Annotated in this window: 24 protein-coding genes and 1 pseudogene; 16 read left to right on the plus strand and 9 right to left on the minus strand. The window is 72.2% G+C overall.

From position 1 onward, the window contains the following. The 7 genes and pseudogenes from LZ198_RS36285 to LZ198_RS36315 form a co-directional block, all read left to right on the plus strand. Positions 1-2,080, plus strand: a pseudogene (locus LZ198_RS36285) (flagellar hook-length control protein FliK); the annotation flags it as partial. A 21-nt stretch (positions 2,081-2,101) separates the two neighbouring features. Continuing rightward, positions 2,102-2,701 carry a hypothetical protein gene (locus tag LZ198_RS36290; protein WP_253976719.1) on the plus strand — a complete coding sequence of 200 codons (600 nt, stop codon included), beginning with the start codon at positions 2,102-2,104 and terminating at the stop codon, positions 2,699-2,701. After that, complete coding sequence (gene queC / locus LZ198_RS36295) at positions 2,701-3,393, plus strand: 7-cyano-7-deazaguanine synthase QueC (protein ID WP_253976720.1); 693 nt, start codon at positions 2,701-2,703, stop codon at positions 3,391-3,393. The genes LZ198_RS36290 and queC overlap by 1 nt, the downstream gene beginning before the upstream one ends. Positions 3,394-3,395: 2 nt before the next feature. Next, positions 3,396-4,067 (plus strand): M15 family metallopeptidase, encoded by a 672-nt coding sequence (locus tag LZ198_RS36300; RefSeq protein ID WP_253976721.1) that lies wholly within the window; start codon positions 3,396-3,398, stop codon positions 4,065-4,067. 118 nt (positions 4,068-4,185) lie between these two features. Next, positions 4,186-5,577 carry a YfbK domain-containing protein gene (locus LZ198_RS36305; RefSeq protein WP_253976722.1) on the plus strand — a complete coding sequence of 464 codons (1,392 nt, stop codon included), beginning with the start codon at positions 4,186-4,188 and terminating at the stop codon, positions 5,575-5,577. 6 nt (positions 5,578-5,583) lie between these two features. Next, entirely contained in the window at positions 5,584-7,407 is a 1,824-nt protein-coding gene (locus LZ198_RS36310; RefSeq protein ID WP_253976723.1) for a sensor histidine kinase, read from the plus strand. After that, complete coding sequence (locus LZ198_RS36315) at positions 7,404-8,108, plus strand: response regulator transcription factor (RefSeq protein WP_253976724.1); 705 nt, start codon at positions 7,404-7,406, stop codon at positions 8,106-8,108. The genes LZ198_RS36310 and LZ198_RS36315 overlap by 4 nt, the downstream gene beginning before the upstream one ends. 4 nt (positions 8,109-8,112) lie before the next feature. On the opposite strand, the gene LZ198_RS36320 is transcribed toward LZ198_RS36315, so the two are convergent. Together LZ198_RS36320 and LZ198_RS36325 are read right to left on the minus strand one after the other, a co-directional pair. After that, the gene (locus LZ198_RS36320) at positions 8,113-9,021 is read right to left on the minus strand and encodes a HEAT repeat domain-containing protein (protein WP_253976725.1); all 909 of its coding nucleotides are present in this window, start codon (positions 9,019-9,021) and stop codon (positions 8,113-8,115) included. Continuing rightward, the gene (locus tag LZ198_RS36325; protein ID WP_253976726.1) at positions 9,018-10,871 is read right to left on the minus strand and encodes a protein-arginine deiminase domain-containing protein; all 1,854 of its coding nucleotides are present in this window, start codon (positions 10,869-10,871) and stop codon (positions 9,018-9,020) included. The genes LZ198_RS36320 and LZ198_RS36325 overlap by 4 nt, the downstream gene beginning before the upstream one ends. Before the next feature lie 259 nt (positions 10,872-11,130). On the opposite strand from LZ198_RS36325, the gene LZ198_RS36330 reads away from it, so the two are divergent. From LZ198_RS36330 to LZ198_RS36340, 3 genes are read left to right on the plus strand one after another with little or no spacing between them, the layout of a single operon-like run. Then, the gene (locus LZ198_RS36330; protein ID WP_253976727.1) at positions 11,131-12,768 is read left to right on the plus strand and encodes a DUF1800 domain-containing protein; all 1,638 of its coding nucleotides are present in this window, start codon (positions 11,131-11,133) and stop codon (positions 12,766-12,768) included. Then, the gene (locus LZ198_RS36335; RefSeq protein ID WP_253976728.1) at positions 12,765-13,985 is read left to right on the plus strand and encodes a DUF1501 domain-containing protein; all 1,221 of its coding nucleotides are present in this window, start codon (positions 12,765-12,767) and stop codon (positions 13,983-13,985) included. Before LZ198_RS36330 ends, LZ198_RS36335 begins: the two co-directional genes overlap by 4 nt. Positions 13,986-14,005: 20 nt before the next feature. Continuing rightward, a complete protein-coding gene (locus LZ198_RS36340; RefSeq protein WP_253976729.1) occupies positions 14,006-14,821 on the plus strand; it encodes an alpha/beta hydrolase in 816 nt (271 codons plus the stop codon). A 24-nt stretch (positions 14,822-14,845) separates the two neighbouring features. On the opposite strand, the gene LZ198_RS36345 is transcribed toward LZ198_RS36340, so the two are convergent. The 4 genes from LZ198_RS36345 to LZ198_RS36360 all read right to left on the minus strand — a co-directional run bounded on the left by LZ198_RS36345 (position 14,846) and on the right by LZ198_RS36360 (position 16,772). Then, positions 14,846-15,286 (minus strand): CBS domain-containing protein, encoded by a 441-nt coding sequence (locus tag LZ198_RS36345; protein WP_253976730.1) that lies wholly within the window; start codon positions 15,284-15,286, stop codon positions 14,846-14,848. Between the two features lie 103 nt (positions 15,287-15,389). Continuing rightward, entirely contained in the window at positions 15,390-15,932 is a 543-nt protein-coding gene (locus LZ198_RS36350; protein ID WP_253976731.1) for an SRPBCC family protein, read from the minus strand. After that, the gene (locus LZ198_RS36355; protein ID WP_253976732.1) at positions 15,925-16,398 is read right to left on the minus strand and encodes an SRPBCC family protein; all 474 of its coding nucleotides are present in this window, start codon (positions 16,396-16,398) and stop codon (positions 15,925-15,927) included. The genes LZ198_RS36350 and LZ198_RS36355 overlap by 8 nt, the downstream gene beginning before the upstream one ends. Continuing rightward, on the minus strand, positions 16,395-16,772 hold the full coding sequence (locus LZ198_RS36360) for an ArsR/SmtB family transcription factor (RefSeq protein ID WP_253976733.1): 378 nt from the start codon (positions 16,770-16,772) through the stop codon (positions 16,395-16,397). Before LZ198_RS36360 ends, LZ198_RS36355 begins: the two co-directional genes overlap by 4 nt. 123 nt (positions 16,773-16,895) lie before the next feature. Between LZ198_RS36360 and LZ198_RS36365 the strand changes: the two genes are divergently transcribed. The 3 genes from LZ198_RS36365 to LZ198_RS36375 are packed head-to-tail and all read left to right on the plus strand — an operon-like array spanning position 16,896 to position 19,539. Continuing rightward, entirely contained in the window at positions 16,896-17,780 is an 885-nt protein-coding gene (locus LZ198_RS36365) for an S-methyl-5'-thioadenosine phosphorylase (RefSeq protein ID WP_253976734.1), read from the plus strand. Beyond that, positions 17,777-18,883, plus strand: a complete 1,107-nt coding sequence (gene mtnA / locus LZ198_RS36370) for an S-methyl-5-thioribose-1-phosphate isomerase (RefSeq protein WP_253976735.1) — start codon at positions 17,777-17,779, stop codon at positions 18,881-18,883. Before LZ198_RS36365 ends, mtnA begins: the two co-directional genes overlap by 4 nt. After that, the gene (locus LZ198_RS36375) at positions 18,880-19,539 is read left to right on the plus strand and encodes a class II aldolase/adducin family protein (RefSeq protein ID WP_253976736.1); all 660 of its coding nucleotides are present in this window, start codon (positions 18,880-18,882) and stop codon (positions 19,537-19,539) included. Before mtnA ends, LZ198_RS36375 begins: the two co-directional genes overlap by 4 nt. A 396-nt stretch (positions 19,540-19,935) precedes the next feature. Here the strand turns inward: LZ198_RS36375 and LZ198_RS36380 are convergent, their stop codons facing one another. From LZ198_RS36380 to LZ198_RS36390, 3 genes are all read right to left on the minus strand, one after another. Then, a complete protein-coding gene (locus tag LZ198_RS36380; protein WP_253976737.1) occupies positions 19,936-20,841 on the minus strand; it encodes a hypothetical protein in 906 nt (301 codons plus the stop codon). Positions 20,842-20,865: 24 nt separating this feature from the next. Further along, positions 20,866-22,083: a metallophosphoesterase gene (locus tag LZ198_RS36385; RefSeq protein WP_253976738.1), complete on the minus strand. Its 1,218-nt coding sequence runs from the start codon at positions 22,081-22,083 to the stop codon at positions 20,866-20,868. Between the two features lie 166 nt (positions 22,084-22,249). Next, complete coding sequence (locus LZ198_RS36390; RefSeq protein WP_253976739.1) at positions 22,250-22,786, minus strand: FHA domain-containing protein; 537 nt, start codon at positions 22,784-22,786, stop codon at positions 22,250-22,252. A 504-nt stretch (positions 22,787-23,290) separates the two neighbouring features. Between LZ198_RS36390 and LZ198_RS36395 the strand changes: the two genes are divergently transcribed. From LZ198_RS36395 to LZ198_RS36405, 3 genes are all read left to right on the plus strand, one after another. Beyond that, positions 23,291-25,336, plus strand: a complete 2,046-nt coding sequence (locus LZ198_RS36395) for a hypothetical protein (protein WP_253976740.1) — start codon at positions 23,291-23,293, stop codon at positions 25,334-25,336. Between the two features lie 322 nt (positions 25,337-25,658). Then, on the plus strand, positions 25,659-25,961 hold the full coding sequence (locus LZ198_RS36400; RefSeq protein ID WP_253976741.1) for a hypothetical protein: 303 nt from the start codon (positions 25,659-25,661) through the stop codon (positions 25,959-25,961). After that, complete coding sequence (locus LZ198_RS36405) at positions 25,958-26,416, plus strand: hypothetical protein (protein ID WP_253976742.1); 459 nt, start codon at positions 25,958-25,960, stop codon at positions 26,414-26,416. Before LZ198_RS36400 ends, LZ198_RS36405 begins: the two co-directional genes overlap by 4 nt. The last annotated feature ends 1 nt before the right edge of the window (position 26,417 follow it).

The following is a 26,417-nucleotide window of genomic DNA, read 5'->3' on the forward strand; positions in this document are numbered from 1 at the left end:
GGACGTGGACGCGGCGCTGCGCGTGGCGCACCTGCACCGCGCCTCGGGCGACGCGCCCCGGGCCGCCCGCGCGCTGCTCCAGGCCGCGCGGCTGGCGGCCCCCGAGGAGCGGCCGCCGCTGCTCCTGGAGGCGGCGGACCTCTGGGAGAAGGCGAACGAGCACGGCGAGGCGCTGGAGGTCATCGAGCGCATCGCCGCCGAGGCCCCGGACATGCTGGCCCCTTCGGAGCTGGCGGAGCGCTTCGGCCGGCTGGGGGCCTTCTCCCGCGCCCTGGACGTGGGCTTCGCGCCCGCCATGGCCGCGGGCGACCTCACGGACGCGCTGGCGATGGCCGCGCAGGCGGGCGACGAGGCCCGCACCCGCGAGGCGCTGTGGGCGCTGGCCGCGCTGCCGGACGCGGACGCCGCGCACGCCTCGGCGCTCGCGGACGGCCTGCGCGAGGAGCGCGACGCGGAGGGACTGCTGGAGCTGGCGGGCTTGTCCGTCGCGCGCGACGCCGCCTTCGCCGTGGCCCTTCGCGACGAGGTGCTGCGCTCGGCCCGCTCCCCGGTGCTCCAGCGGCTGCGGGCCCTGGAGGAGCTGGCGTCGGACCCGGGCTTCGCGCCGCGCCTCACGTTGCTCCTGCCGCACCTGGGGGAACTGCCGGAGGTGCTCTCCGAGGCGGTGCTCCAGCGCGTGCGCGCGCTGCCGGTGGACGCGCGCGAGGAAGCGCTGGCCATGGCCGCCGAGGGGTGGCCCGCGCGGCGCCAGGGGCTGCTGCGCGAGCGCCACACCCTCGAGGTCGAGCTGGGGCGCTTCGACGCCGCGGCGCGCACGCTGGCGCGGCTCATCGCAGGGGAGGACGACGCCCGCGCCCGCGCCGGGCTGCACCTGGAGCAGGGCGAGCTGCTGCTCAGCCCGCTGGACCGGCCGGAGGAGGCCCGCGCCGCGTTCGAGCGCGCGCTCGAGGACGACGGCGCCATGACGCGGGCGCTGCGCAACCTGCTGGCGCTGGTGGACGAGGCGCGCGAGCCCGCGGTCTTCGTGTCGCTGGCGGAGCGGCTGACGGTGGAGGAGGGCCCGGAGGCGGCCATGCCCCACCGCGAGCGGCTGGCGGACGCCTACGAGGCGCTGGGACAGGTGGCCGACGCCGCCGCGCAGTTGGAGGCGCTGCCGGAGACGGAGGAGCGGCTGGCGCGCCGCGCGCGGCTGGCGGAGCAGCGGGGCCGGACCGGCGAGGCGCTCCAGTTGCGCGAGCGGCTCACGGACGAGCCGGCGGTGCTGGAGTCCATCCTCCGGGGCTACCTGGACGCGCAGTTGGTGGCGCCCGCGGCGCGGCTCGCCGAGCGGCTGTTCGACGCGGGGCGCCTGTCTCCGGAGGTCCTGCGGTTGTCGGCCGAGCGGCTGTCTCCGGTGCCCGAGGGTGCTCCGCTCGCCGCCCGGCTGTGGCCCACGCTCCTGCGCGCCCAGCCGCTGGACATGGATGGCTGGACGCTGTTCGCGGAGGCCCTGCGAGGGCTCGGGCAGGCGGAGGCCGCGGAGCGCGCGGACGGCATCGGCGCGGCCCTGGCCTCCAGCACGGCGACGACCGCCGCGGTGTCGGTGGTGCCGCTGCCGGTGCCCGGGGGCTTCGCTCACCCGCTCCCCGAGGGCGCGCTGCGGGTGTCGGACGAGCGCTTCCCGCGCCTGTTCGCCGCGCTGCGCCCGCTCCTGGCTTCACTGGGCGCGGGGGGGCTGGGCGTGAGCGTGGACCCCACCGGCGGTGTGGAGGCGTACCTCTCCAGTCCCGGGGAGCTCGTCCTGGGCGCGGGCGCGCTGGCGTGCTTCGGCCCGGTGGAGCTGGGCTACCTGTGCGCCCTGGCGCTGGCGCTGGGGGAGGCGGGCGTGAAGCTGTCTCGGCCGGGCGCCGTTCCGGAGCTCGACGCGGCGGCGGTGGCCGCCTTCGCGGCGGTGCCCGCGTCGCTCGCGGCCGGACGCGTGCTGGCGCGCCTGGACGACGAGGTGCGGGGGAGTGACCCGTCGCGGGTGGATGTGGGAGCGGTGCTCGCCCGGGGAGGGGCCTTCCAGGCGGTGGCCCTTTCCGTGCTCGGACGCGGGTAGCCGTGTAGCCTCCCGCGCCGTATGCACCTGAAGCGTCTTGTCATCGCCGCGCTGCCGGTCGCGGCCGTCGCGGCGGCCATGGCCTGCTCCTCGGACCCGGTGTTCCCGGGCTCCCAGTTGGTGGGCACGTTCCAGTTCGAGGCCCGCCTCGACCGGGCCAACACCACCTGTGACGCCTCCATGCCGGAGTTCGCCCTGGTGGACGACGCGGGGGTCTTCCGCTTCGAGGGCACCTTCTCCCGCGACGACGCGGGCACCGCCGGGTGGTTCACGGTGCAGGGCTTCGACCGCGAGGCGAAGTTCGAGGGCCAGGGCGTCACGTCCACGCTGCGCGCGACGGCGCCCCGCTCCACGTGTGGGACGGACTGCAAGGACTCGCAAATCGAGGAGGCGCTGAGCGTGACGCTCTTCAGCGACAGCCAGGCGACCGCGCTCGACCGGAGCTGCGGCGGCTTCGACGGGGGAATCCCCGACGGCAGCATCCCGGCGCCCACGGAGAACGGCTACGACGTGGCGCTGGCGTGCGGCACGTTGACGGACCTCTTCCTGCCCGGCTCCTGTACGTGTAATCCCACCTCGTGCAAGACGGCGTACAAGGTTCAGGGCGTACGGAGGGACTGATGACGAAGCGGGCGGTGGTGCTGTTCTCCGGAGGGCTGGATTCCACGACGTGCGTGGCCATGGCGCGGGCGAGCGGCTTCGAGCCGGTGTGCCTGTCGGTGGCGTATGGCCAGCGGCACGCGGTGGAGCTGGAGAAGGCGCGCGCGGTGGCCAGCGCCATGGGCGTGAAGGACCTGCGCGTGGTGTCCATCGACCTGCGGCAGGTGGGCGGCTCGGCCCTCACCGCGGACATCGACGTGCCCAAGGACCGGCCCGCGGAGGAGATGGACCACGGCATCCCGGTGACGTACGTGCCGGCGCGCAACGCGCTGTTCCTCTCGCTGGCGCTGGGGCTCGCGGAGGTCGTGGGCGCGACGGACCTCTACATCGGCGTCAACGCGGTGGACTACAGCGGCTACCCGGACTGCCGGCCGGAGTTCATCCGCTCGTTCGAGGCGATGGCCAACCTGGCCACCAAGGCGGGCGTGGAGGGCGCGCGCTTCACGGTGCACGCGCCCCTGTCCGGCCTGAGCAAGGCGGACATCATCCGCGAGGGCGTGAAGCTGGGCGTGGACTACGGGATGACGCACTCCTGCTACGACCCGGACGCGCAGGGCGCCGCGTGCGGCCGGTGCGACAGTTGCCTCCTGCGCAAGAAGGGCTTCGAGGAGGCGGGCGTGCCGGACCCGACGCGCTACACGGTGGGGGCATGACGATGGCGACGCGGACGTGGGGCGTGGTGCTGGGGCTGTCGCTGGGGAGCGCGGCGCTCGCCGAGGACGTGACGCCACCGGCCCGGAAGCCCGCCCCGTCCGCGAAGCCGGCCGCCGCGAAGGCCGCGCCGCTCGTGGACGCCACCACGGTGGTGAAGGACCTGGTGCTGGACCTGCGCTACGCGACGGCGGACAACTTCCTCGAGCGCAAGGTGTATCCGGACACGGCGCGGTGCCTGCTGTTGCCGGAGTCCGCCCAGAAGCTGAAGGCGGCGGCGGACGTGCTGCGGCCGCGCGGCTACCGGCTCAAGGTCTACGACTGCTACCGGCCCCGCGCGGTGCAGTGGGAGATGTGGAAGATCATGCCCGTGCCCGGGTACGTGGCGGACCCGCGCAAGGGCTCCAACCACAACCGGGGCGGGGCGGTGGACCTCACGCTGGTGACGCTGGAGGGCCAGGAGGTGGAGATGCCCACGCCCTTCGACACCTTCACGCCGGCGGCCCACCAGGGCTACGCCGGTGGCACCGAGGCGTCGCGCGAGCACCGGGAGGTCCTCCGCGAGGCGATGGAGGGCGCGGGCTTCTCGCCCAACCGCATGGAGTGGTGGCACTTCGACCTGCCGGACGCGAAGACCCGGCCCGTGTTGGATGTCCCCTTCGAGCCGGAGAAGTAGCCCGCTCGCCGGGGCCCCGCCTCGTGATGGAACCATGATGAAGCCGGGGGCCACCTGCGGCACGCTGGGAGGGTCTCGGAGGAAAGGCCCCTGGCGGGGCAGACGGGTCGTCGTCACGATGAAGTCCACATCCGCGCGCTGGCTCTGCTGCCTCCTCGTGCTCCTCGCCCTGCCGGCGCTGGGGCAGGAGGGCTCGCTCACGGGCTCCGTGCTCCACGCGCTCAGCCAGCAGCCGCTCGCGGGCGTGAAGGTGTCCGCGGCCTCGCCCGTGCTCCAGGGCGAGCGGGTCACCACCACGGACGCGCGCGGCCTCTATACGCTGCGCCTGCCGCCGGGGCGCTACGCGCTGCGCTTCGAGAAGGAGTCGTTCTCTCCCGTCACGCGCACGGACGTGGAGGTGAAGGCGGGCCCCCGTCGCGAGGCCCCCGTCGCGCTCCACCCCGCGCTGGCCGCGGTCTCCGGCTCCACCTTCCAGCCGCTCGCGCCCTTCGCGCCCCCGCTGAGGTTGGAGTCGGACGGGGTCGCGTGGATGGCCGCGCCGCGCGTGGGAGACATCCGGGACCGCGCGCCGCCCTGGGCGCTGCCGCAAAACCCGCCGCCGCGGGACGGCGCCAGCGCGTTCGCGCAGATGTTCCCCGGGAGCAAGCCCCTGCGGGACTCGGACACGCGGGGCCATGGCGTCAACCCGACCATCGACACGGAGGAGGAGCGCGTCTCCACCTACACCTTCCAAATGAGCACGGCCTCGTACGCGCTGGCCCGGGGCTACCTGGAGCGGGACACGCTCCCCGCCGAGGAGTCGGTGCGGGTGGAGGACTTCGTCAACAGCTTCGACCTGGGGCCCTCGGGCGAGCAGGTGGGGCTCTTCTTCCTCACCGTGGAGGGCTTCCCGTCCCCGAGCCGCAAGGGCTACCACGTCGTGCGCGTGAGCGTCTGCGCGCGCGAGGCCCTCTCCGACGTGGGCGTGCAGTTGGAGTTCGAGCGCGGCGCGGTGTCCCGCTACCGCCTGGTGGGCTACGAGAACCAGAGCGCCACGCCGGAGAAGCCCTCGGACGACGACGAGGAGACGCCGGTCCCCCTGGCGAAGGGCGCGTGTGTCACCGCCATCTACGAGGTGAAGCTGCTGCGGCCCGCCATCGCCTTCGGCACGCTGCGCATCCTCTACGAGCAGGGCGAGAACACCATGTGGCGCCGGGTGCAGATGCTGATGCCGTCCAGCACCCTGCGCTCCAGCGCGGCGAAGGTGGCCCCCGCCACGCGGCTGGCATACGTGGCCGCGGCGTTCGCGGAGAAGCTGCGCGGCTCGTACTGGACGCGCTCGCTCGACTGGGCGCGGCTGCACGCGCTCTGGGAGGAGGTGGGGGCGCCCCTGACGGAGCGGCCGGACGTGGTGGAGCTGGGCGCGCTCATCAAGAAGGCCGGAGCGCTGGACCACCGCAAGGACCTCTACGGACCCGCGTCGACGCTGTCCAACATGGACATGGACAACGTCCCCGGGCCGGGGAAGTAGGCGCGAATGTTCCGCAGGCTGCTCCCCTTGCTCGTCGCGCTGGTGGTCGGCCTCGTGGGGTTGGCCTGGGGCCTGGGCTCGCTGCAGCGCATCTTCGCCACCGAGCGCGAGGACGCGCGCCAGTCGCTCCAGTCGCGGCGCGAGGCGCTGGAGCAGTACGCCCGGGCGTCGCTCGCGCAGTCGCTGCGGGACCGCCTGGAGGCGGCGAAGTCCTCCCTGGACGCCGCGGTGGGCGACCCGCTGGCCCCGGCCGCGGGCCTGTACCTCCGCGAGCGCGGGGCCCAGGTGCTGCCCCGGCTCTCGCTCCACGACACCGGGGACGCCACGCCCGCCCGGGAGCGCTACGCGCGGCTGCGCGCGGGCACGGAGGTGGCGGACGACCTGGAGGACCCGTGGGCGGAGCGCCTGGCGCGCACGCGCGCGGTGGAGGTCGCGCTCGCGCGGGGAGACCGACGCGGCTCCACGGTGGCGCTGATGGGGCTGCTCCAGCACCGCGCGCAGTACGTGCTCGCCTCCACGCGCGACGTGCCGGGCCTGCTGGTGGTGCTGGAAGCGCTGGCGGAGCGGGGAGACCCGGTGCCCCAGCTCATGCACGCGCTGGTGCGCGACGGGCTGGCGGACGGCAAGGGCGGTCGGATGGAGGGCCTCCAGCGCCTGCTCCTGTCGCGCCGCTCGCGCTTCACGCCGGGGGACTTCGCCTTCCTGCGCGAGCGCGTGGTGGCCCTCTCCCGGAAGGTGGGGGCGCCGGTGGACGACTTCGAGGCGCGCGCGCGGGAGCTGGCGGACGGGCCCCTGGCCCTGCCGGAGTCCGTCCCGGGGCCCGCGCTGGTGCGCGCGGGGTGGTACCTGGAGCCGCGAGGCGGCAACCAGGTGCGCGGCGTGGCGGTGGACGCGGGCGCGCTGCTCGACGCCCTCACGCGGGAGATGCGCGAGCGCGGGCTGCTGGACGCTCAGGGCCGGGTGCGGCTGTTGGGCGACGCGGCGCTGCTCCCGCTGGAGGGGCTGCCGCTGTCGGTGGACACGCCGGAGTGGGCGCGGGCGGAGGACGCGCTGGAGCGGCGCTACCGCCTCAAGACGGGCATGGTGGTGGCGTGCGCGGGCCTGGCGCTGGGCATCGCCGCGCTGGCCTTCCTCGCCCAGCACCGCAAGTACCGCTTCCTGGAGTTGAAGAGCGACTTCGTGGCCACCGTGTCGCACGAGCTGCGCACGCCCCTGGCCTCCATCCGGCTGCTGGCGGAGACGCTGGAGTGGCGACTGGCGGAGGGCGCGGAGGCACGCGACTACCCGGGGCGCATCGTCCGCGAGGCGGACGGGCTGGGCTTCCTGGTGGAGAACCTCCTGTCCTTCAACCGCATCGACAAGGGCCGCTGGGTGCCCCGGTTGGAGCCGGTCCGCCTGGACGAGCTGGTGTCGCTCCTGCGTCGCGACCTGGAGTCCTGGTCGAAGGTGCCGGTGGCGCTGGAGGCCCAGGTGGGCGAGCTGTCGCTCCGGGCCGACGCGCAGTTGGTGCGCCTGTTGCTCTCCAACCTCGCGCGCAACGCGTGTGCGTACAACACACGCGACCCCGTGCGCCTGCGCGTGGAGGCGCTGCCGGGCGGTCGGGTGCGCTTCTCGGACAACGGCGTGGGCATCCCCGCGACGGACTGGGAGCGCGTCTTCGGCGAGTTCGTCCGGCTGCCCGGCCAGGGCCGCGAGGTGCCCGGCAGCGGCCTGGGGCTCGCGCTGTGCCGCCGCATCATGCGCCTGCACGGAGGTACGCTGCGCGTCGTGGCCTCCAGCGCCGAGGGCACCACCTTCGAACTCACCTTCCCCCCCACCGCGACGACATGACCCAGCCCAGCCCCACCATCCTCCTGGTCGAGGACGACCCCAACCTGCGGCTCGCGCTGCGCGACAGCCTGGAGCACCAGGGCGGCTACGCCGTGGAAGAGGCGGCCAGCGTGCGCGAGGCGCGCGAGCACCTGTCCCGCCGCGCCTTCCAGCTCATCCTGCTCGACGTCATGCTGCCGGACGGGGACGGCTATTCGCTGTGCCGCGCCCTGCGCGAGGAGGGCGTCACCAGCCCGGTGCTGATGCTCACCGCGCGCACGCTGGAGGACGACGTGGTGCGCGGCTTCGAGGCGGGGGCGCAGGACTACCTGGGCAAGCCCTACCGGCTGAGGGAGCTGCTGGCGCGGGTGGGGGCGCTCGTGCGCCGCGCGGGCGGCGGCGCGCCCTCGAAGCTGGTGCGCTTCGGCGGCTACAAGCTGGACCTGGACCGGCGCAAGGTGGAGTCGCTGGAGGGCGCGGTCGTGGAGCTGACGCGCACGGAGTTCGACCTGCTGGCCTTCCTCGTGCGCGAGCGGGAGCGCGTGCTGCGCCGCGACGACATCCTCGACGCGGTGTGGGGCCGTGACGTCGTCGTGGACCCGCACACCGTGGACAACTTCGTCTCCAGCCTGAAGAAGAAGCTCGGGTGGAACAGCGCCTCGCGCTTCGCCATCCAGACGGTGCGCGGGGTGGGCTACCGCATGGAGATAGAGTCTCCCTGAGCGCTCAGCGCAGCGGGTTGTTGCGCAGGCGCTCGGCCAGCGAGGCCAGTGCCGCGGCGCCGCTCCCGGATTGCCGCGTCTGGGCCGCGTCGATGAGGGCCTGCGTCTCCGGCGCGTCGACGCGCAGGAGCGCGTTCGTGAGCGCCAGGCGGACGTCTCCCTCGTAGGCGAGCCACGCGCCCAACAGGGCCTGGGCGGCCACGCGTCGCACCTCGCCCTCCTCGGCGCGCGCGCGCGCCTGGGACGTCTTCCAGGCCCACGCGGAGCCCACGTCGCCCAGGGCCTGCGCCAGCCTGCGCGCCTCCGTGGCCGCCGGGCGCGTGCCGAGCGCCTCCGCCAGCGCCTGGGCGACCACCAGCCGCCGGCACTGCCCCATGGCCTCGCGCACCAGCCACCCGCGCGAGCCCTCCTGGTGCGACAGGGTGATGAGCAGCGCGGCGGCCTCCGGTGAGTCCAGCTTCGCCAGCGCCACCGCGGCCACGCGCCGCACCGGGCGCCGCTCCTCGGGGCCCTCCAGCAGGTCCTTCCACAGGGGCAACAGGCGTGCGTCCCTCAGCGCGCCCGTGGCCTCCACCAGCCCCACCTTGAGGGCCAGCTGCGCGGAGGCCCACGCGGGCTGGTCCAGGCTCGCGTCGAAGGCGATGCGCTCCACCATGGGCCACAGCGCCTCCGGACCCAACTGCGTGAACAGGGGCGAGACGGAGGCGAGCGTGCCGCGCTTGCGCGAGTCGAGGAGCGTCACCCGGCCGATGGCCTCCTCCAGCCGCGTGAAGGCCTGCGGCGTCTGCTGGCGCGCGCGGATGACCTCCTCCCGCAGCGCCCCCAGCGAATCACTCCCCGCCGTCTGCGCCAGCGCGGAGGCGGACAGGAGCCACAGCGCGGCGCCCAGGCCGCGAATCCACGAGCGCGTCATCGTCCGCCCTCCCACCACTTCGTCGACGGCACCGCGCGCGCGCTGTTGGTCGCGCAGTGCACCTCGCCGCCTCCCAGGTGATACAGCTCCCAGGTGTCCGTCCAGTGCACGCGGATGCCGTAGGGCGCGAGCGCCTGCTCGAGCTGGACCTTGAACGGGTCCTGCCCGCCGACGAGCGGCCCATGCGGGTCCGGCGCGATGACGAGCGAGCGCGACACCGACAGCAGGTTGACGGTGCCGGGCTGGAGCGCGCCCGCGCCGTTGGCGAAGTCCTGGAAGAGGAAGGGGACCCGGACGATTTCGTCGTCGGTGAGGCCCGTCTCCTCTCGCAGCACGGTCAACTGCGAGTCGATCTCCAGCGCCGCCCGCGCCGTGGAGTCCATCACCGACGCGTTGTCCAGCAGCTCCTCCACCGTCGCCTCCGCCGGCCGGCCGAAGCCCCAGCTCTTGCCCACGAAGAGCTTCGCGTCGCCATGGCCCTGCTCCAGCACCGCCATCAGCATGCGCCGCGCCAGGGCGGGGTCCGCCACCAGGGCAATCCAGCCGCGCGGCGTGTCCGCGGGCAGGAAGCTCACCGTCTCGTCCACGTGGGCCACCGCGAGCCAGGAGGTGTCGAGGTACACCGGCGGTTGGACCCGCTGGGCCTCCAGCATGCGCGTGAAGCTGGGGTCGGGCTGGAAGTCCGGCTCGGAGTCGGGGCCGCGGCCGCGCAGCAGCCGGCCGAGCGGATACTTCGTCCCGCCCAGCTCGTAGGGCGGGATGACCTCCGTGTTGCCGAAGGAGTTGAGCGTCTGCGACTCGCGCGACATGCCCTCCTCGTACTGCTGCACCGCGGCCTGGTCCGGGCCGCGCAGCCAGAAGACGATGCGGCCCGCCTTGCGCAGCGTCGCGAAGTCCGGGTCCCAGTTCACGTTCGCCGCGCGGTAGTTGACCTGGATGGCGTGCTGCCGTCCGCCCGCCGCGGGCATGGCCATGTACGCGGGCTCGAAGTAGTCCTGGGTCCACAGGTCATCCACCGCGAACTCGGACATCGTCATCGGCTCGCCGGCGCTCGTGAGCGCGCCGCCCAGGTCCGCGCGGAAGCGGTCCGACTCCGGGTCACCCTCCAGCCGGGACACGAACACGTTCCGCGCGGGCGACAGGTGGTGGAACATCACCACGGGCGCCACCCGCATGCGCACCGTGTCGAGGAACACGTTCTCCGGGGCGCTCGCGTGGGAGATGGAGAGGACGACGTCCACGAAGCCATCCCAATTGGCGGGGTCCCGGACGATGTCGTTCGCCTCGATGGCCAACTCCACGCCGCGGCGCAGCTCCGTCGTCGTCAGCGTCTGGACGTACGCGAGGCGCGTCGAGGTGAAGCCGCCGGACGTCCGCTTGAAGAGGCGCACCTTGTCCCGCCCCGCGCCAATCACGCTCACCGTGGCCAGCGTCGACCTGGGCGCCTGCGGCCAGGCCACCACGCGCAGCCGCGCCAGGTCCTCGAGGTCGTCCTCGCCGTTGACGACCGAGTCCGCGGCGTCATGGCACCCCGCCAGCGCGTCGTCGCTCAACCTGCTGGGGGACATGCTGAAGGGACAGCGGTTCTCGTCGTCGTCCAGGTTCGCCAGGAAGATGGCGCCGCGCTCCGCGCTCCACGTGTCCTCGCCCACCTCGTCGTCACCGCCAGCGCTCACGTCGACCACGCCGTCGCGGTTCACGTCCGCCCGCAGGTCCACGAGCGGCACGAAGGGCCCCTCGAGGCCTCCGGAGGAGCCGCCAGCGTCGTCATCCGAACCAAAGCTCGAGCACCCCCCCACCAGGGTCAGGCACAGCACCAGGGAGAGGGAGGCGCGCCGGGGTACGCGCATGTACGCCTCACGTGGGCAGGGGACGGGGGCCGGGCACACCCATCCTTGTCGTTGGCATGCATACGAAGAACATCCGAGGTCGAGGTTCAAGCAACATCGTGGGCCGCCACCCGCGCCCGTCGCGTGGCAAGTGATGTTTGACATCGGGTCTGATTTAGGCGACCCGCCTACCAGGGAGGGCAGGTGGACAGGGGTGATGCGGCGCGTCGTCGAGGCGGGACGTAACTTCCGGCCCGTTCGGGGGTTGGAGCCCATGCCCATGCGCATCGCGTCCCTCTGCCCCCTCCTGGTGGTGCTGTTGTCATGTGCGAAAGGTGCGCACCCGCTCCCTTCCGCGTCGGAGCCGGCGCTGGCGTTCGGACCCGACGCGGAGGTGCACCTGCTGCAACGGCTGGCCTTCGGGCCCACCCCGGCGTCGCTGGAGGAGGCGCGGCGGCTGGGCGTGCGGGGTTGGTTGGAGGCGAGGCTGGCGAGCGTGGCTGCGGCGCCGTCCCCGGCGCTGGAGGCGCGGCTGCGGGACCTGCCCACGCTGACCCTGTCCACGCGGGAGCTGCTGCGGGACTACCCGGCGAAGAAGGGGCGCGAGCAGGCGCTGTTGGATGGGCGGGAGACGCAGCGTCCGGTGCTCATCGGCCTGGAGCTGTCCGCCGCCAAGGTGCTGCGGGCGGTGGAGGGGCCGAACGCGCTGGAAGAGGTGCTGGTGGACTTCTGGTTCAACCACTTCAACGTGTCCGCGGACAAGGGCGCGGTGCGGTGGATGGTGACGTCGTACGAGCGGGACGTCATCCGCCCGCATGTCTTCGGCCGCTTCCGGGACCTGCTCGGCGCGACGGCGAAGCACCCCGCCATGCTCTTCTACCTGGACAACTGGCGCAGCACGCGGGACGGCATGCCGGACCCGCGCGAGCGGCTGGCGCGGCGCCGGGCGTCGATGACGCTCGACATGGAGATGGACGACGACGGGGATGACGACGAGGCGTCTCCGCCGAAGCTCGGCCTCAACGAGAACTACGCGCGCGAGCTCCTGGAGCTGCACACGTTGGGGGTGGACGGCGGCTACACGCAGGCGGACGTGCGCGAGGTGGCGCGGTGCTTCACGGGCTGGAGCATCCGACGTCCTCGCAAGGACGCGGAGTTCGCCTTCCGTCGTCGCGCGCACGACACCGCGGCCAAGCAGGTGCTCGGCCAGGCGATTCCCGCGCGCGGGGGCGTGGAGGATGGGGAGCGGGTGTTGGACCTGCTGGCGCGCCACCCCGCCACCGCGCGCCACCTCGCGCTGAAGCTCGCTCGCCGCTTCGTGTCGGACGCGCCGCCGCCCGCGTTGGTGGAGCGGGTGGCGAAGGCGTACCTGGACTCGGACGGGGACCTGCGCACGGTGTATCGCGCGCTCGTGTGGTCGCCGGAGTTCTGGGCCCCGGAGGCGCGGGGCGCGAAGGTGAAGACGCCGTTCGAGTTCGTGGTGTCGGCGCTGCGCGCCACGCGCGCGGACGTGACGGTGCGTCCCCGGCTGGTGCAGGCGCTGGCCCGGATGGGCGAGCCGCTCTACCGGGCGCCGGCGCCCACGGGCTTCCCGGAGGTCGCCGCGCCGTGGGTGAACAGCGGCGCGCTGGTGGCCCGGCTCAACTTCAGCCTGGACCTGGTGTCCGGTCGGCTGCCCGGCACGCGCGTGGCGCTCGCGTCATTGGCCACGCCCACCAGCCCCACCGCGGAGGGCTGGGTGGACGCGCTCGGGGTGGCGCTGCTGGGGACACCTCCGTCGGAGGAGACGCGCGCCACCATCCTCTCGGCGCTGTCGCGTCGCGCGCAGTCCGCCAGCGCGGAGGGCGAACCCGCCCCCGTGGATGTGCCCCTCATCGCCGGGCTGCTGCTCGGCTCGCCGGAGTTCCAGAAGCAATGAGCGCGACCTTCTCCCGCCGTGCCCTGCTGCGTGCCCTCGGCCTGACGGGCGTGGGCCTCGTCTTCGCTCCTCGGGTCGCGCTCGCGACACCGGCGCCCCGACGCACGTTGGTGACGTTGTTCCTTCGCGGCGGAGTGGACGGGTTGTCGCTGGTGCCTCCCGTCGCGGACGACGCGTACCACCGCGCGCGGCCCACGCTGGCGCTGAAGGCGACGGGGCCCGACGCGGCGCTCGCGCTCGACGGGCACTTCGCCCTGCATCCCCGGTTGGCGCCGCTGCGGCCCTGGTGGGCGGAGGGCCGGCTCGCGGTGCTGCATGGGGTCGGCCTGCCCACGCCGATGCGCTCGCACTTCGACGCGCAGGACGCCGTCGAGTCGGGGACGCCGGACCGCAAGTCGACGGCGGATGGTTGGCTCAACCGCGCGCTGGAGTCCGACGCCGCGGGCGCGCCGCTGCGCGCGGTGGCGTTGCAGCCCACGCTGCCGCGCGCGTTGTTCGGGGGCTCGGGGGCGCTCGCGCTGGGGCGGCTGGAGGAGTTCAAGCTGCGTCCGGGCAAACGCGGCGAGCAGGCCGCGCGAGGCTTCTCCGCGCTCTACGCGGGCGCGGTGGACGAGGCGCTGCGCTCGACGGGGGAGGAGGCCTTCGATGCCCTGTCGACGCTGGACGCGGGGCGATTGAGCGCGTTGTCCGCCTCGCCGGACGTGGAGTATCCGCGAGGCCCGCTGGGGCAACGGCTGGGTGACATCGCGCGGCTCATCCGGGGGGACATGGGGCTGGAGGTGGCCGTCACGGAGATGGGCGGTTGGGACACGCACGCGGCCCAGGGCGCGGCGACGGGGATGTTCGCCAATCGCTGCGGAGAGCTGGCGGGCGCGTTGTCCGCCTTCGCGAAGGACCTGGGACCCCGGTTGGACCAGGTGACGGTGGTGGTGCTGACGGAGTTCGGTCGCACCGTGCGGGAGAACGGCAGCCGGGGGACCGACCACGGCGTGGGCGGCGCGATGCTCGTGCTCGGGGGCGGCGTGAAGGGGGGACGCGTGTATGGCCGCTTCCAGGCGCTGACGGAGGACCGGCTCCAGGACGGGCGCGACGTGCCGGCGTGGACGGACGTGCGCGCGCCGCTGGCGGAGGTGCTCACGGCCTGCCGCCCCGGGGTGGCCCTGGACCGCGTGTTCCCGGGCTTCACGCCACCCACGCCCCTGGGACTGTTCGCTTAGGGCAGACTGGGGCTCTGTCCATGCCCCGTCTCCGCCCGCGCCGCATGCTCCTCATCCTCTGCTCCCTCCTCGCCATCCTCTACGTGGGGGTGTGCGCGGCGATGTTCTTCCTCCAGCGCTCGTTGCTGTATCCCGCGCCGAAGGCGCCCATCCCCCTCCCCAGGAACCAGGGCTTCGACGAACTGGCGCTGGAGGGCGGCGCGTACGTGGACATCCTCCACCTGCCCGCGCCGGAGGGCGCGCCCACGGTGGTGCACTTCCATGGCAACGGGGAGCAGTTGCTGGACCAGCTCGACCTGGGCGCCGTGTTCCACCAGCACGGGCTGGGCTTCCTGGCCGTCGAGTATCCCGGCTACGGCGCGTCGCCCGGACAGCCCACGGAGGCGGGCATCTACGCGGCGGCGGAGGCGGCCCTCGCGCGGCTGCGCCAGCAGGGCGTGCCGCCCGAGCGCACGGTGCTCAGCGGACGCAGCCTCGGCACGGGGGTGGCGGTGGAGATGGCGCGGCGGGGCCATGGCTCCCGCGTGATGCTCGTGTCCCCATACACCTCCATCGCGGACATAGGCGCGCTCATGCTGCCGTTCCTGCCCACCTCCTGGCTGGCGAGGGACCGCTTCGACTCGTGGGCGAAGGCGCCCGCGCTCTCCCTGCCGGTGCTCGTCATCCACGGCGAGGAGGACACGCTCATCCCCGTGGACATGGGACGGCGGCTCGGCGCGCGCTTCCCCCACGCGACGGTGGAGACGGTGCCGGGGGCGGGACACAACGACGTGCTGGAGCGCTCCGGGCCGGAGCGCGTGCGGCGGATGGCCGCGTTCGCGCTCGGCGGGAGGTGAGGCGCTCCCGCCCGCCCGAGGGCTTCAGTGGATTTGCGAGGGTGCGGGCGTCCCGATGGAGACCTCGCGCATCAGCTCGGCCGTCTCCTCCGCGTGCAGGTGCTTCACCAGGTCCGCCTGGGTGACCATGCCGCAGAGGGCCTCGTCGTCGTCGAGCACCACCATGCGCCGGACCTGGTTCTCCTCCATCAACTCCATGCACTCCTCCAGGCTCGCGTCGCCGTACACCGTGGCCACGTTCGTGGACATGGCGTCCCTCACGTCGAGCATGTAGGGGTCCTTGCCCTTGGCGACGATGCGACAGGTGATGTCCCGGTCGGTGATGATGCCCACCGGCCGGTTGCTCTCGTCGACGACCGGCAGCGCGCCGCAGTCACACTCCACCATCCACCGCGCGGCCTGCTCGATGCCCGTGTCGGGCATGCAGGTGACGGGGTTGCTCGTCATGACCTCTTGGACCTTCATGGGGCCTCCGGGTTGAGAGGGTCTCCCCGACAAAATGGAGCGTCCTCGCGAGCGCGTCAGGCCGCGCGGCCATGGGCGTACGGCCGCGCGAGCCCCCGGTGACTCAGTCCGCCGGCAGGCGCTTCGCGTACTCCGCCTCCACCTGCTCGAACGTGGACCAGAAGCCCCGCGGCGCGCGGCCCTCCAGCCGGTCCGAGAGCAGTCGCAGGTGCGTGTCCCAACCCGTCGCGACCATGACCCGCTCGCCCCGGGTGACGAGCCGCCGGTGCGTCACCACGAGCAGCACGTCCTCGGTCGCCCGCGCGCTCAGCTCGAACGTGACCTCCGAGGCGGCGCCGGACTGCTCGCCCCACGTGTAGCGCAACAGGCGGGGCGGCTCCCACGCGGTGACGTGGCCACTCTGCGGATGTCCCTCCGCACCACCGCCCCGGGAGAAGCGCTGGGGCGTGGGTTCGTGGGACAGCGTGGAGTGGAAGAAGCGCAGCTCCACGCGCCCGCCCACCCGGGGCTCCATCTCCCCGGCCGCCAGCCACAGGCCGCGCTTGTCGGACTCGGTGAGGAAGGCCCAGACGCGCTCGATGGGTCCCGGCAACACGCGCTCGATGCGCACCGCGTGCGGCTCCGGGACGGTGCCGAACTCACCCATGGGGAACCTCCGAGGACAGCACCCGGTCCAGTCCACCGAGCATGGTGGTCCAGCCCGCCTCGGTGCGACGGGCGTACTCGGCCCACTTCACATCCATCGTGTGCGTGAGCGTCAACACACAGCCGTTGTCGCGGGCTTCGAAGTCCAGGGTCACCTGGCTGAGGTCCTCGGCGGCCAGGGGCGCGGCGCCGACCTGCACGGCCCAGGTGAAGACGAGCCGCCGCGGGCGGCTCAGCTCCAGATAGGTCCCCACGTGGTCCAGCTCCAGGTCCCCGCGCCGGACGAAGAAGGAGAACGTGCCGCCCACGCGCGCGTCGACGGCGACGCGCAGGACGACCTCGTCCCGGACCGAGGGACCCATCATCCACTGGCGCAGCATGGCCGGGTCGAGCCAGGCATCGAATACACGCTCGGCGGCGGCCGCGAAGTGGCGGCGCAACTGGACCTGGATGGGCGGAGGGCTCATCGGAGGCGTCCTTTCTTGCGGGGGGTGGGAGCAGACGGGGGCGTGGGAGTGTCCGCGCGCAGGAGCGCCTCGAGCATGTCGAGCCGCTCGCCCCAGAACTGCTCGTAGTAGCGCAGCCACTCCTGGATGTCCGACAGGGGCGCGGCGTCCAGGCGGCACACGTGCGTGCGGCCCTTCACCTCGCGACGCACCAGCCCGGCGCGCTCGAGCACCTTGATGTGCTTGGAGGCCGCCGCCAGCGACATCTGGAAGGGGGCCGCCAGCTCGCCCACGCTGCGCTCGTGCAGGGACAGGCTCCGCAACATCGCGCGGCGCGTGGGGTCCGCCAGCGCGTGGAACGTGTCGTCGAGCCGGGCGGCGTTATGTTCAACCATGGGGTTGAATATAGAAGGGCAGCCGAGGGAGTCAACTGGGACCGGGGGTGTGGCGCGGGACGGATGGCACGGGGTCCGCTACGCTGGGGCCTTCACGGAAGCGGACTCGAACAGGGGGTTGCCATGTCCCACGCCGCGCGGCCCGTCATCGGCATCATCGGTGGCAGTGGCCTGTACCAGATCGACGGTCTGAAGGACGTCACCTGGAAGAAGGTGTCCTCGCCGTTCGGAGAGCCTTCCGACGAGCTGTGCTTCGGCACGTTGGCGGACACGCAGGTCGTCTTCCTGCCCCGGCATGGCCGGGGCCACCGGATTCCCCCGAGTGACATCAACTTCCGGGCGAACCTGGACGCGCTCAAGCGCAGCGGGGTGACGGACGTGCTGTCGCTGTCCGCGGTGGGCAGCCTGCGCGAGGACCTGGCCCCGGGGGCCTTCGTGGTGGTGGACCAGTTCATCGACCGCACGTTCGCCCGTGAGAAGAGCTTCTTCGGGCCGGGGCTGGTCGCGCACGTGTCGATGGCGAAGCCCGTGTGCTCGCGGCTGGGCGAGGCGGTCGTCGCCGCGTGCGAGGGGTTGGGCATCACCGCGCACCGGGGCGGCACGTACCTCGCCATGGAGGGGCCGCAGTTCTCCTCGCTCGCGGAGAGCCGCCTGTACCGGAGCTGGGGCTGTGACGTCATCGGCATGACGAACATGCCGGAGGCGAAGCTCGCCCGGGAGGCGGAGCTCTGTTACGCGACGGTGGCCATGGTGACGGACTTCGACTGCTGGCACCCGGAGCATGACGCCGTCACGGTGGACCAGGTGGTCTCCGTGCTGCTGGGCAACGCCGGGAAGGCGCGGGGGCTGGTGAGGAACGTGGTGCCGCTGCTGGGCACGCACGAGGGGCCGTGTCGGCAGGGCTGCCAGCGCGCGCTGGACCACGCCCTCATCACCGCGCCGGAGGCTCGGGACGCGGAGATGGCGCAGAAGCTGTCCGCCGTCGCCGGCCGGATGTTGGACCGATGAAGGTCCACGGCAAGCCCATGCGCACCGTCTGGCTGGAGGAGGACGGCCAGGCGGTGGGCATCATCGACCAGACGCGGCTCCCCCACGCCTTCGTCACCGCGCGGCTGTCCACGGTGGACGAGGTGGCGCACGCCATCCGTGCGATGCGCGTGCGGGGGGCGCCGCTCATCGGCGCCACGGCGGCATATGGCGTGTGGCTCGCGCTGCGCGAGGACGCCTCGGATGGGGCGCTGGAGCGGGCGCTCGTGCTGTTGGGGGCCACGCGGCCCACCGCGGTCAATCTTCACTGGGCGCTGGAGGACATGCGCCGGCTGTTGACGCCGCTGCCCGCGTCCGGGCGAGCGGCCGCCGCGAAGCGCCGCGCGGCCGAGGTGTGCGACGAGGACGTGGCCATCAACCGCGCCATCGGCGGGCATGGGTTGAAGCTGTTGGAGGCGGCGTGGGAGCGCAAGGGGCGGCGGGGGCGGTTGGAGGTGCTCACGCACTGCAACGCGGGTTGGCTGGCCACGGTGGATTGGGGCACGGCGCTGTCGCCGGTGTATCTGGCGCATGACGCGGGGTTGCCCGTCCACGTGTGGGTGGACGAGACGCGGCCCCGGAACCAGGGCGCGGGGCTGACGGCGTGGGAGCTGGGGCAGCACGGCGTCCCGCACACCGTCATCGCGGACAACGTGGGAGGCCACCTGATGCAGCACGGGCAGGTGGACCTGTGCATCGTGGGGACGGACCGGACCACGGCGTCGGGGGACGTGGCGAACAAGATTGGCACGTACCTCAAGGCGCTCGCGGCGAAGGACACGGGCGTGCCCTTCTACGTGGCGCTGCCGTCGCCCACCATCGACTGGACGTTGAAGGACGGCGTGCGGGACATCCCCATCGAGCAGCGGGAGGGGACGGAGGTGAGCGACATCACGGGCCGGCTTCCGTCGGGGGACGTGGTGACGGTGCGGGTGACGCCGGAGGGGAGCCCCACGGCGAACTACGGCTTCGACGTCACGCCGGCGAGGCTGGTGACGGCGCTCGTCACGGAGCGCGGCGTGTGTCCGGCCTCGGAGGACGGGTTGCGCTCCCTGTTCCCGGAGCGGGCGGGGAGGGCGTCGTGAGCGGGGAGCCGGGGCACCGTGCGCTGCGCGAGGCGATGATCGAGACGTGCCGGAAGATGAATGCCTCGGGGCTCAACCAGGGCACGTCCGGCAACTTGAGCCAGCGCGTGGACGGAGGCTTCCTGCTGACGCCCACGGGGATGGATTACGACGTGCTGGTGCCCGAGGACATCGTCTTCATGCGCCTGGACGGGAGCCATGAGGGGCGGCGGGCGCCGTCGTCGGAGTGGCAGATCCACCGGGACCTCCTCGCCGCGAAGCCCGAGGTGGGGGCGGTGCTGCACGCGCACTCGATGTTCTGCACCACGCTGGCGTGTCTGCACCGGGGCATCCCGCCGTTCCATTACATGGTGTCGGCGGCGGGGGGGACGGACGTGCGCTGCGCGCCCTATGCCACCTTCGGCACGCCGGAGCTGGCGCGCCACGTGTTGGAGGCGCTGGACGGCCGCAAGGCGTGCCTCATGGGCAACCACGGCATGGTGGCGGTGGGGGCGGACCTGCCGAAGGTCTTCAAGCTGGCCGTGGAGGTGGAGACGCTCGCCGCCATGTACTGGCGCGCGCTCCAGGTGGGCACCCCCGTGCTGCTCGACGACGCGGAGATGGCGCGCGTGCTGGAGAAGTTCAAGACGTACGGGCAGCAGCCCGGGCCGCGTTGAGGGTGAGCAGCTCCTTCAGGGAATCACGGGAGGATAGCCCGTGAAGCGAATGCTCCGGGCGACCTCATCGGGCCAGTTGACGAGCGCGAACCCTCCGGCCCCGTCGTAACCATCTCCTGGCATTCCGCTGGTCGCATTCACCGCGAGGGCATTGAGGGCTGGGAACCCGGAGCGCTCGCACCATTCCGCGACCTCCAGAAGGAGCTGCCCGACCTGTCGGACCACGTAGGGGGCTCCTGCCTGCTGGCAGAGTTCTCCGTAGGAAATCGTGTAGTGCTCCGTTACCAGATGTGGCCCGGGGGGATGGAGCTGTGTGGTCTTTCGGTGATGCGCGAGGAGCGCATTTCCCAGTGCACGCGATACCGGTTTCATCTGCCCCCCAGCGTTGACTGCGAATCAGCCCAGGAACTGGGCTGCCGGACATCCTCCCATCACCAGCAGGTGCGAGGCGAGAAGGTCGTTCTCCAGTTCCAGCCTTTGGTGTTTGCGCCATGTCCCATCGAGGACCCAGGACACCTCGAGTCGCTCCAGTGCGCGGAAGGCCGTGGCCTGGCGATGCCCTCGCTTGCGAGCCTTGGCCAGGTGCGCGGCGACGCGCTCGGAGACGTCGCCTTCACCCACGTAGACGAGTCCCCGCTGCGTCGACGCTCGGATGCGGTAGAGCCCCGGGACACCGGGCTCCAACGTGGCCGCCAGCCTCGTGACGGGTGTCCATGGCGTCCACGCGTGTCCACCCCAGGTGGGGCCCTCGACGGGGCCCTCGAGCGTCCCAGCCGGCGCGACTCCTGGCTCGTGACAGTCGAGCCTGTCTTCGGTCGGCCCTCCGCGGAAGCGCAGTCCTCGTGTCACGAGGCGGGTGTTGTTCGCGCTCGACATCCGGAAGCCGACAGGCATTCGCCCGAAGCTCACCCAGGGCGAGCGACCCTGCTGCTGTCGGTATTGCGCGATGGCGAGCGCTTCCAATCCCTTGCGCCAGGGGGCCGGGCCTTCCACCTCTGCGACGGAGACCTCGAAGCGGATGTCGTCGAGGCGCCGCAAGGCCCAGAGCGCTGGCCCCGCGGTGTGTGGGTCCCGATAGGGCATGGCGTCGGCATAGACGCCCTTCAGCATTCGCAGTCGCGCGCGCAGCCCCCCGCGTCCACCTGTCTGTCCGATGTAATCGAGGTCATGCCGGCCGCTGCGTCGGATGCGGTAGAGCCCGGGCCGCGTGGAGAGCGCGGCGTTCTTCCCCGCGCCCTCGAGCGGCTGCCAGGGCGACCAATCCAGGGGGAGTCGGGGAGGCGCGTGGAGGGGGGAGGGCATCGCGGAGGCTTCGCCCCCATCCTCTCACGCCGCGCGCAGGGTGAGCACCGTCACCTCGGCCGGGACGCCCAGTCGGAAGGGCATCCAGTGGCCCGTGCCGCCGGACACGTAGAGCTGGTGGTCGCCATTGCGGTAGCGGCCCAGCATGTACTTGAAGGCGAACCAGAACGCCGGCATGCCCAGCACCGCCACCTGTCCGCCGTGCGTGTGTCCGGACAGCGTCAGCCGCGCGCCACGCTCCGCCGCCAGGTCGAAGAAGTCCGGATGGTGTGACAGGCAGAGCACCACCTCGTCGCGCCCCACGTCCCGGAACGCGACCTCGGCGGAGCGCTGCATGCGCTCCGCCTTCACCCGGTGGCTCCGGCCGGACATGGGGTAGTCCACGCCCACCACGCGCACGCGCTGCCCGGCATGCTCCAAGACGTGCGAGCCATCCACCAGCAGCCGCACCGGCGCGCCCTTCGCCTCCAGCGCCGCGTATGCGCCCAGGACCTCGTCGAGCCCGCGCCAATGCTCGTGATTGCCCAGCACCGCCGTCATCCCGTGCGGCGCCTGGCACTCCGCCAGGGCCGCCATGGTGTCGTCGAGCTGGTCCAGGTCGTCGATGAGGTCCCCCGTCATCACCTGGAGGTCGACCTTGGCCGCGTTCATCGCCGCCACCGCCGCGCGCAGGTCCCGCGTTTCGATGAAGTTGCCGACGTGGACGTCGGTGATCTGCCCGATGCGGAACCCATCCAACGCGGGAGGGAGGTTCGGCAGTCGCACCTCGACCTCCTTCACCTGGAAGCCCGAGGAGCCGTTGGCCAGCCCCGCCGTGCTCGTCCCCGCCGCCAGCACCGGCACCGCCCGCCCCATGTGGGTCAACAGGTTGCGACGGCTGATGGCGCCGCCAGCCAGCGGACTCGGGGGCACCTCCACCGCGAGCTCCGGCGCCGGCGCGGGGGCCCGTGGCGCGGCGGCCCGGGAGCGGCGCTCCAGCCACCGGCGCAGCAGGACCAGCGGGCCTCCGACGAGCACCACGATGACGGCGGCGATCGTCATCCCCACCGAGCCGATGCGCAGCACGGAGGGCACGTCCGCCTGTCGCCCCACCATCAGGGGGTAGAGCCAGACCCCCACGGAGACCACGGCCAGGGGGCCAAGTACCCAGCGACGCCACCCCTGCAGCAGGCCCGGCCACAGGGACCGGAGGATTCCCCACGTCGCCACATAGAGCAGGGAGAGAAGCAACGGCCTGACCATCGATGCGCTCCAGCGGACTCGAAGGCGGGATTCATAGCAACGGCCGGCGCGCCGCGCCGCACGAAGTCGCCAGGGTTGGGAGAGGTGGGATGCCTCGGGGGAACGACAGGCGCCCGGCCCGGGGCCGAGCGGTCAGCCTACGCGCGGGCCGGTCGCGGCATTCCCGTCAGCTCCGGGCTCCGGGGCTGGCCATGCGCAGGTGGGCGTGGAGCGTCTCCGTGCGCAGGTACAGGAACTGGGCGTCGCCGAAACCCAGGGCGTCGCCGTCGGTGAGCATGAAGTCCTGTTCGGGCGTGAGCGAGGACGTGTTGACCCACGTGCCGTTCATCGACCCCACGTCCCGCACCGAGCAGTCCCCCGCCGTCGCATGCCACCGGAGCGTGGCGTGATGCTTGGACACCGAGGGGTCGGGCACCACCAGCGCGCAACCCTCGATGCGCCCCACGGTCAGCTCCTGCCCGTCGACCACGGGCCGCAGGAAGTGGACTTCCAGCGCGTCGAAGCCCCGGAGCATGACGAAGAGGCGATCCACCAACCGCGCTCGATGCGCCATGCCCACGGTGCGCGCCTCTCCCAGTCGCATCGCGACCTGCTGGAAGACGGGCTCGGGCGGCTGTTGGACGAGCACCACCGGACCGGAGGCGTCGAGGAAGGCCTCCAGGGTTGCCAGGGCGAACGGGCGCAGTTGCTTCACGGACGGCATGGTGCGCCCAACTTAACCTGGACTGGCGGGGCTCGCCTCTTTGTGCCTCCAGGTGCTCGGACCTCGTCCACCAGGTAACGCTTGTCGAGCGGCGCACCCGCCGAACCACGGGCCCACGACATGAACGGCGCTTCATGCCCCGAGGCGTGCTCTATGGGGACTTCGTGCAAGCGGTGCAATCGCAGACTGAAACAACGATGAGACATGTGTCGTCGGTGATGCTCGCGGCGGCGCGGCAGTACGCCCCGATTGCGCGATGGGCGCACGGGGAATCACAACCACGCGTCCGGGGCCGGCTTCGGGGCGTCCTCTGGAAGACAGGTGCGGCAATGCCTCTCACGGAGGGTGCGCCACCGAGTCCGCCACGTGCGAACCGAGGGCCGCACCCGGTGCATGTCCTGTCTGTGCGTGGCGCGGTGTGTCGTCAGACAATGCTTTGCAGACAGGGGCTTCGGTTACATCCTCGTGACATCACGACGGGTGTTTCGCGAGGAGCCATCAACCATGTTGGAGCGGATGAGGAAGCGCGGCGCGTGGGCGCTGCTGTTCTCGTTGCTGTCGGTCACCGCGTGTTCGGACTCGGAGGACGAGGACGTTCGCCCGGACTCGGGGACTCCGGATTCGGGGGTACCGGATTCAGGGGTTCCTGACTCGGGGACGCCGGATTCGGGCGCGGAGGAGCTGCCGCCGTTGGTGGTGCCGGAGGGCTGCAACCCGCTGGCGTCGGAGCATGACTGTCTGTTGCCGTTCCCGTCGGACTACTTCCTGAAGGAAGACGCGTCGTTGCCGTCCGGGCACCGGGTGACGCTCACCGCGTCCGCGAAGTTGAAGGCCAGGGACGGGTCCGCGTTCGACTTCACGGACCTGCATCCGGCGGATGGCTATTCACATGGCTCGCAGTTGCTGGCGGTGTTCCCCGGCGGGGTGGACGCGACGAACCTTCCGCCGGTGGCAGCGCCCACGGCGTCCGTGTCTGGCGCGACGGTGCTGTGGGACGTGGAGGCGGGAAAGGGCGTGCTGCACTTCGCGGAGCTGGACCCGCGCGCGAGCGAGGACGCGCGTCGCGCCTTGCTGGTGCGGCCGGTGGAGCGGCTGCGCAACGGAGCGCGCTACATCGTCGCGTTGCGAGGGCTGAAGGCGAAGGACGGTACGCCCGTCCCGGTGCCCGAGGGCTTCCGCCGCATCCGCGACGGACAGACGACGGGGGACCCGTTGCTGGCGCCGCTGGCCCGTCACTACGAGGAGGCCATCTTCCCGATGCTGGCTTCGGCGGGCGTGCCGCGCGAGGAGCTCCAGTTGGCGTGGGATTTCACGACGGAGACGGAGGAGGCCGTCACGCGGGACATGCTCGACGTGCGTCGACTGTCGATGGAGGCGATGGCGGCCACGCCTCCGGTCGTCACGGTGACGGAGGTGAAGGACGAGGTCGACGCGAACATCTTCCGTCGCATCAAGGGGACGCTGCGGGTGCCGCTGTTCATGGAGTCGGCGCAGCCCGGGGCGCTGCTCGCGCGTGACGCGCAGGGGCGGGTGACGCGCAACGGAGACGCGGAGGTGCCCTTCACGCTCCAGATTCCGCGCAGCGTCTGGGGGCAGTCGGTGGCGCCGGTGCGTTTCCTCCAGTTCGGGCACGGCTTCTTCGGCAGCCAGGGCGAGGCGGATGGCTCCTTCGTGCGGCCCTTCGTGCAGGCGACGAAGATGGTGGTGATGACGGTGGACTGGTGGGGCATGTCGCAGGCGGACGCGCCGGGCGTGCTGGGGGCCATGGCGCAGCAGCCCGCGCAGACGCTGCGGTTCACCGACCGCGTGCACCAGGGCATGGTGAACCAGATGGCCGTCACGTACGCGGCGCGGACGACGCTGAAGGACGTGGCGGAGCTGAAGGAGGGCGGGGTGCTCGTCTACGACCCGGACCAGACCTACTACTACGGCATCAGCCAGGGGCACATCCTGGGCGGGACGTACCTGGCGCTCGCGCCGCATGTCTCGCGGGCGGTGCTGAGCGTGGGCGGCGCGAACTTCTCGCTGATGATGTTCCGGGCGAAGCCCTTCTCGATGTTCCTCCAGGCCATCGCGCAGGCGGTGCCGGATGCGCTGGACCAGCAGAAGTTCGCGGCGCTCACGCAGACGAGCTTCGACCGCATCGACCCCATCACCTACGCGCCGCACGTCCTGGACGCGCTGTACGCGGGGGGCCCGGCGTCGCGTCGGGTGCTGGTGCAGTACGGCCTGGGGGATGCGCAGGTGCCCAACGTGGCCACGGAGCTGCACTCGCGGGCCATGGGGTTGACGCAGCAACTCCCGGCGACGTGGCGGGTGCCCTTCCTGCCCTCGGAGGAGGGGACGGTGGAGACGTCGGCGCTGGTGCAGTTCGACTTCGGCCTGCCGTCGCCGTTGCCGGGCACGGTGGCGAACCTGCCCGAGCAGGACAACCCGGTGCACGAGGGCGTGCGCCGCAATGCCCAGGGCCGCGAGCAGGTGGACCTGTTCCTGCGGCCGGAGGGGCAGGTCGAGCCCACCTGCGGTGGCGTCTGCCTCGGCGGCACCTGAGCCGCGCCATGATGTGACGGGGGGCATCCCCGTCACGACCAGGGGCCGCGTTCCGTCAAGGGCGCGGCCCCTCGTCTTTGGTTGCTGTGGGCGTGAGGCGTACCCCTTGCAGAGCGGTGCTGCATGCCCCCGGGAAGGGGGCAAACCGTCCAGCCTGTGAGACTGCATGCAGCCACCCGTCGATTCGTTGACCGTGACGCCCGAAACCCTCGTCATTCCGCGTCAGGTAGGAAGTAGACGCCACGACCTGGAAGGTGAGAGACGTGAGCCGCCGCGAGCGGGTGTCTCATCGGATATCGCTCCCCCCCGGCGAGGACGAGGCATGACACGGTACTGGCTTTCATTCGACCTGGGGCTTCGCGGCAACTACGACGACCTCTATCGGTGGTTGGCGAAGCTGGATGCGCGGGAGTGTGGTGACGGCATGGCGACGTTCACCACGGAGCTGACGCCGCTCCAGCTCAAGCGCGCGCTCAAGCCCATCGTCGGGAAGAAGGGGCGGGCCTACCTGGTGGGGCCCGACAAGGATGGGAAGTGGAGCGGGAGGTGGCTGTTCGGTAGCAGGCGGCCTGCCGCCTGGGTCGGCTATTCCGAAGTCGCGGGAGAAGAGCAGGACGACGCATGAACGTCTGCGTCGACGCCTGCTTCCTCCTCGCGCTCTACGATTCGAGAGATGGCCACCACGCGAACGCGGTGGCCATCTTCGAGAAGCTCTTCGGCGCGGCCACGAACCAACTCGTCGTCCCCTGGCCCATCCTCTACGAGACGGTCTCCACGCGCATGGCGCGGCGGAGCGAGTCGATGAAGCAACTCGAGCGAGACTTGAAGCTCCTGCGACAGCGCAACCGCCTGTCGATGTTGTTCGACAGGAAGATGCGGGAGCAGGCGCTGGGGGAATGCTTCGACGAGCTGAAGAAGCGTGGCGCGGGTTACCGCGCCTTGAGCCTGGTGGACCGGGTGGTCCGCCTGATGCTGCTCAACCCCAAGAACCGCCTTCACGCCCTCGTCACCTTCAACCGCGAGGATTTCGAGGACGTGTGCAGGACGCGCAAGCTCCAGCTCATCGACTCGCCGGACTGAG

The sequence above is a fragment of the Myxococcus dinghuensis genome (assembly GCF_024198235.1).
GTDB lineage: Bacteria > Myxococcota > Myxococcia > Myxococcales > Myxococcaceae > Myxococcus > Myxococcus dinghuensis.

Excerpts from the sequence above, each read along its gene's own strand:
- LZ198_RS36315 (WP_253976724.1), top strand. The coding sequence starts at position 7,404 with ATGACCCAGCCCAGCCCCACCATCCTCCTGGTCGAGGACGACCCCAAC.
- LZ198_RS36320 (WP_253976725.1), bottom strand. The coding sequence starts at position 9,021 with ATGACGCGCTCGTGGATTCGCGGCCTGGGCGCCGCGCTGTGGCTCCTG.
- LZ198_RS36350 (WP_253976731.1), bottom strand. The coding sequence starts at position 15,932 with ATGGGTGAGTTCGGCACCGTCCCGGAGCCGCACGCGGTGCGCATCGAG.
- LZ198_RS36400 (WP_253976741.1), top strand. The coding sequence starts at position 25,659 with ATGACACGGTACTGGCTTTCATTCGACCTGGGGCTTCGCGGCAACTAC.
- LZ198_RS36345 (WP_253976730.1), bottom strand. The coding sequence starts at position 15,286 with ATGAAGGTCCAAGAGGTCATGACGAGCAACCCCGTCACCTGCATGCCC.
- LZ198_RS36310 (WP_253976723.1), top strand. The coding sequence starts at position 5,584 with ATGTTCCGCAGGCTGCTCCCCTTGCTCGTCGCGCTGGTGGTCGGCCTC.
- LZ198_RS36360 (WP_253976733.1), bottom strand. The coding sequence starts at position 16,772 with ATGGTTGAACATAACGCCGCCCGGCTCGACGACACGTTCCACGCGCTG.
- LZ198_RS36325 (WP_253976726.1), bottom strand. The coding sequence starts at position 10,871 with ATGCGCGTACCCCGGCGCGCCTCCCTCTCCCTGGTGCTGTGCCTGACC.
- LZ198_RS36340 (WP_253976729.1), top strand. The coding sequence starts at position 14,006 with ATGCCCCGTCTCCGCCCGCGCCGCATGCTCCTCATCCTCTGCTCCCTC.
- mtnA (WP_253976735.1), top strand. The coding sequence starts at position 17,777 with ATGAAGGTCCACGGCAAGCCCATGCGCACCGTCTGGCTGGAGGAGGAC.
- LZ198_RS36380 (WP_253976737.1), bottom strand. The coding sequence starts at position 20,841 with ATGCCCTCCCCCCTCCACGCGCCTCCCCGACTCCCCCTGGATTGGTCG.
- LZ198_RS36385 (WP_253976738.1), bottom strand. The coding sequence starts at position 22,083 with ATGGTCAGGCCGTTGCTTCTCTCCCTGCTCTATGTGGCGACGTGGGGA.
- LZ198_RS36355 (WP_253976732.1), bottom strand. The coding sequence starts at position 16,398 with ATGAGCCCTCCGCCCATCCAGGTCCAGTTGCGCCGCCACTTCGCGGCC.
- LZ198_RS36390 (WP_253976739.1), bottom strand. The coding sequence starts at position 22,786 with ATGCCGTCCGTGAAGCAACTGCGCCCGTTCGCCCTGGCAACCCTGGAG.
- LZ198_RS36365 (WP_253976734.1), top strand. The coding sequence starts at position 16,896 with ATGTCCCACGCCGCGCGGCCCGTCATCGGCATCATCGGTGGCAGTGGC.
- LZ198_RS36305 (WP_253976722.1), top strand. The coding sequence starts at position 4,186 with ATGAAGTCCACATCCGCGCGCTGGCTCTGCTGCCTCCTCGTGCTCCTC.
- LZ198_RS36330 (WP_253976727.1), top strand. The coding sequence starts at position 11,131 with ATGCGCATCGCGTCCCTCTGCCCCCTCCTGGTGGTGCTGTTGTCATGT.
- queC (WP_253976720.1), top strand. The coding sequence starts at position 2,701 with ATGACGAAGCGGGCGGTGGTGCTGTTCTCCGGAGGGCTGGATTCCACG.
- LZ198_RS36300 (WP_253976721.1), top strand. The coding sequence starts at position 3,396 with ATGGCGACGCGGACGTGGGGCGTGGTGCTGGGGCTGTCGCTGGGGAGC.
- LZ198_RS36290 (WP_253976719.1), top strand. The coding sequence starts at position 2,102 with ATGCACCTGAAGCGTCTTGTCATCGCCGCGCTGCCGGTCGCGGCCGTC.
- LZ198_RS36395 (WP_253976740.1), top strand. The coding sequence starts at position 23,291 with ATGTTGGAGCGGATGAGGAAGCGCGGCGCGTGGGCGCTGCTGTTCTCG.
- LZ198_RS36335 (WP_253976728.1), top strand. The coding sequence starts at position 12,765 with ATGAGCGCGACCTTCTCCCGCCGTGCCCTGCTGCGTGCCCTCGGCCTG.
- LZ198_RS36405 (WP_253976742.1), top strand. The coding sequence starts at position 25,958 with ATGAACGTCTGCGTCGACGCCTGCTTCCTCCTCGCGCTCTACGATTCG.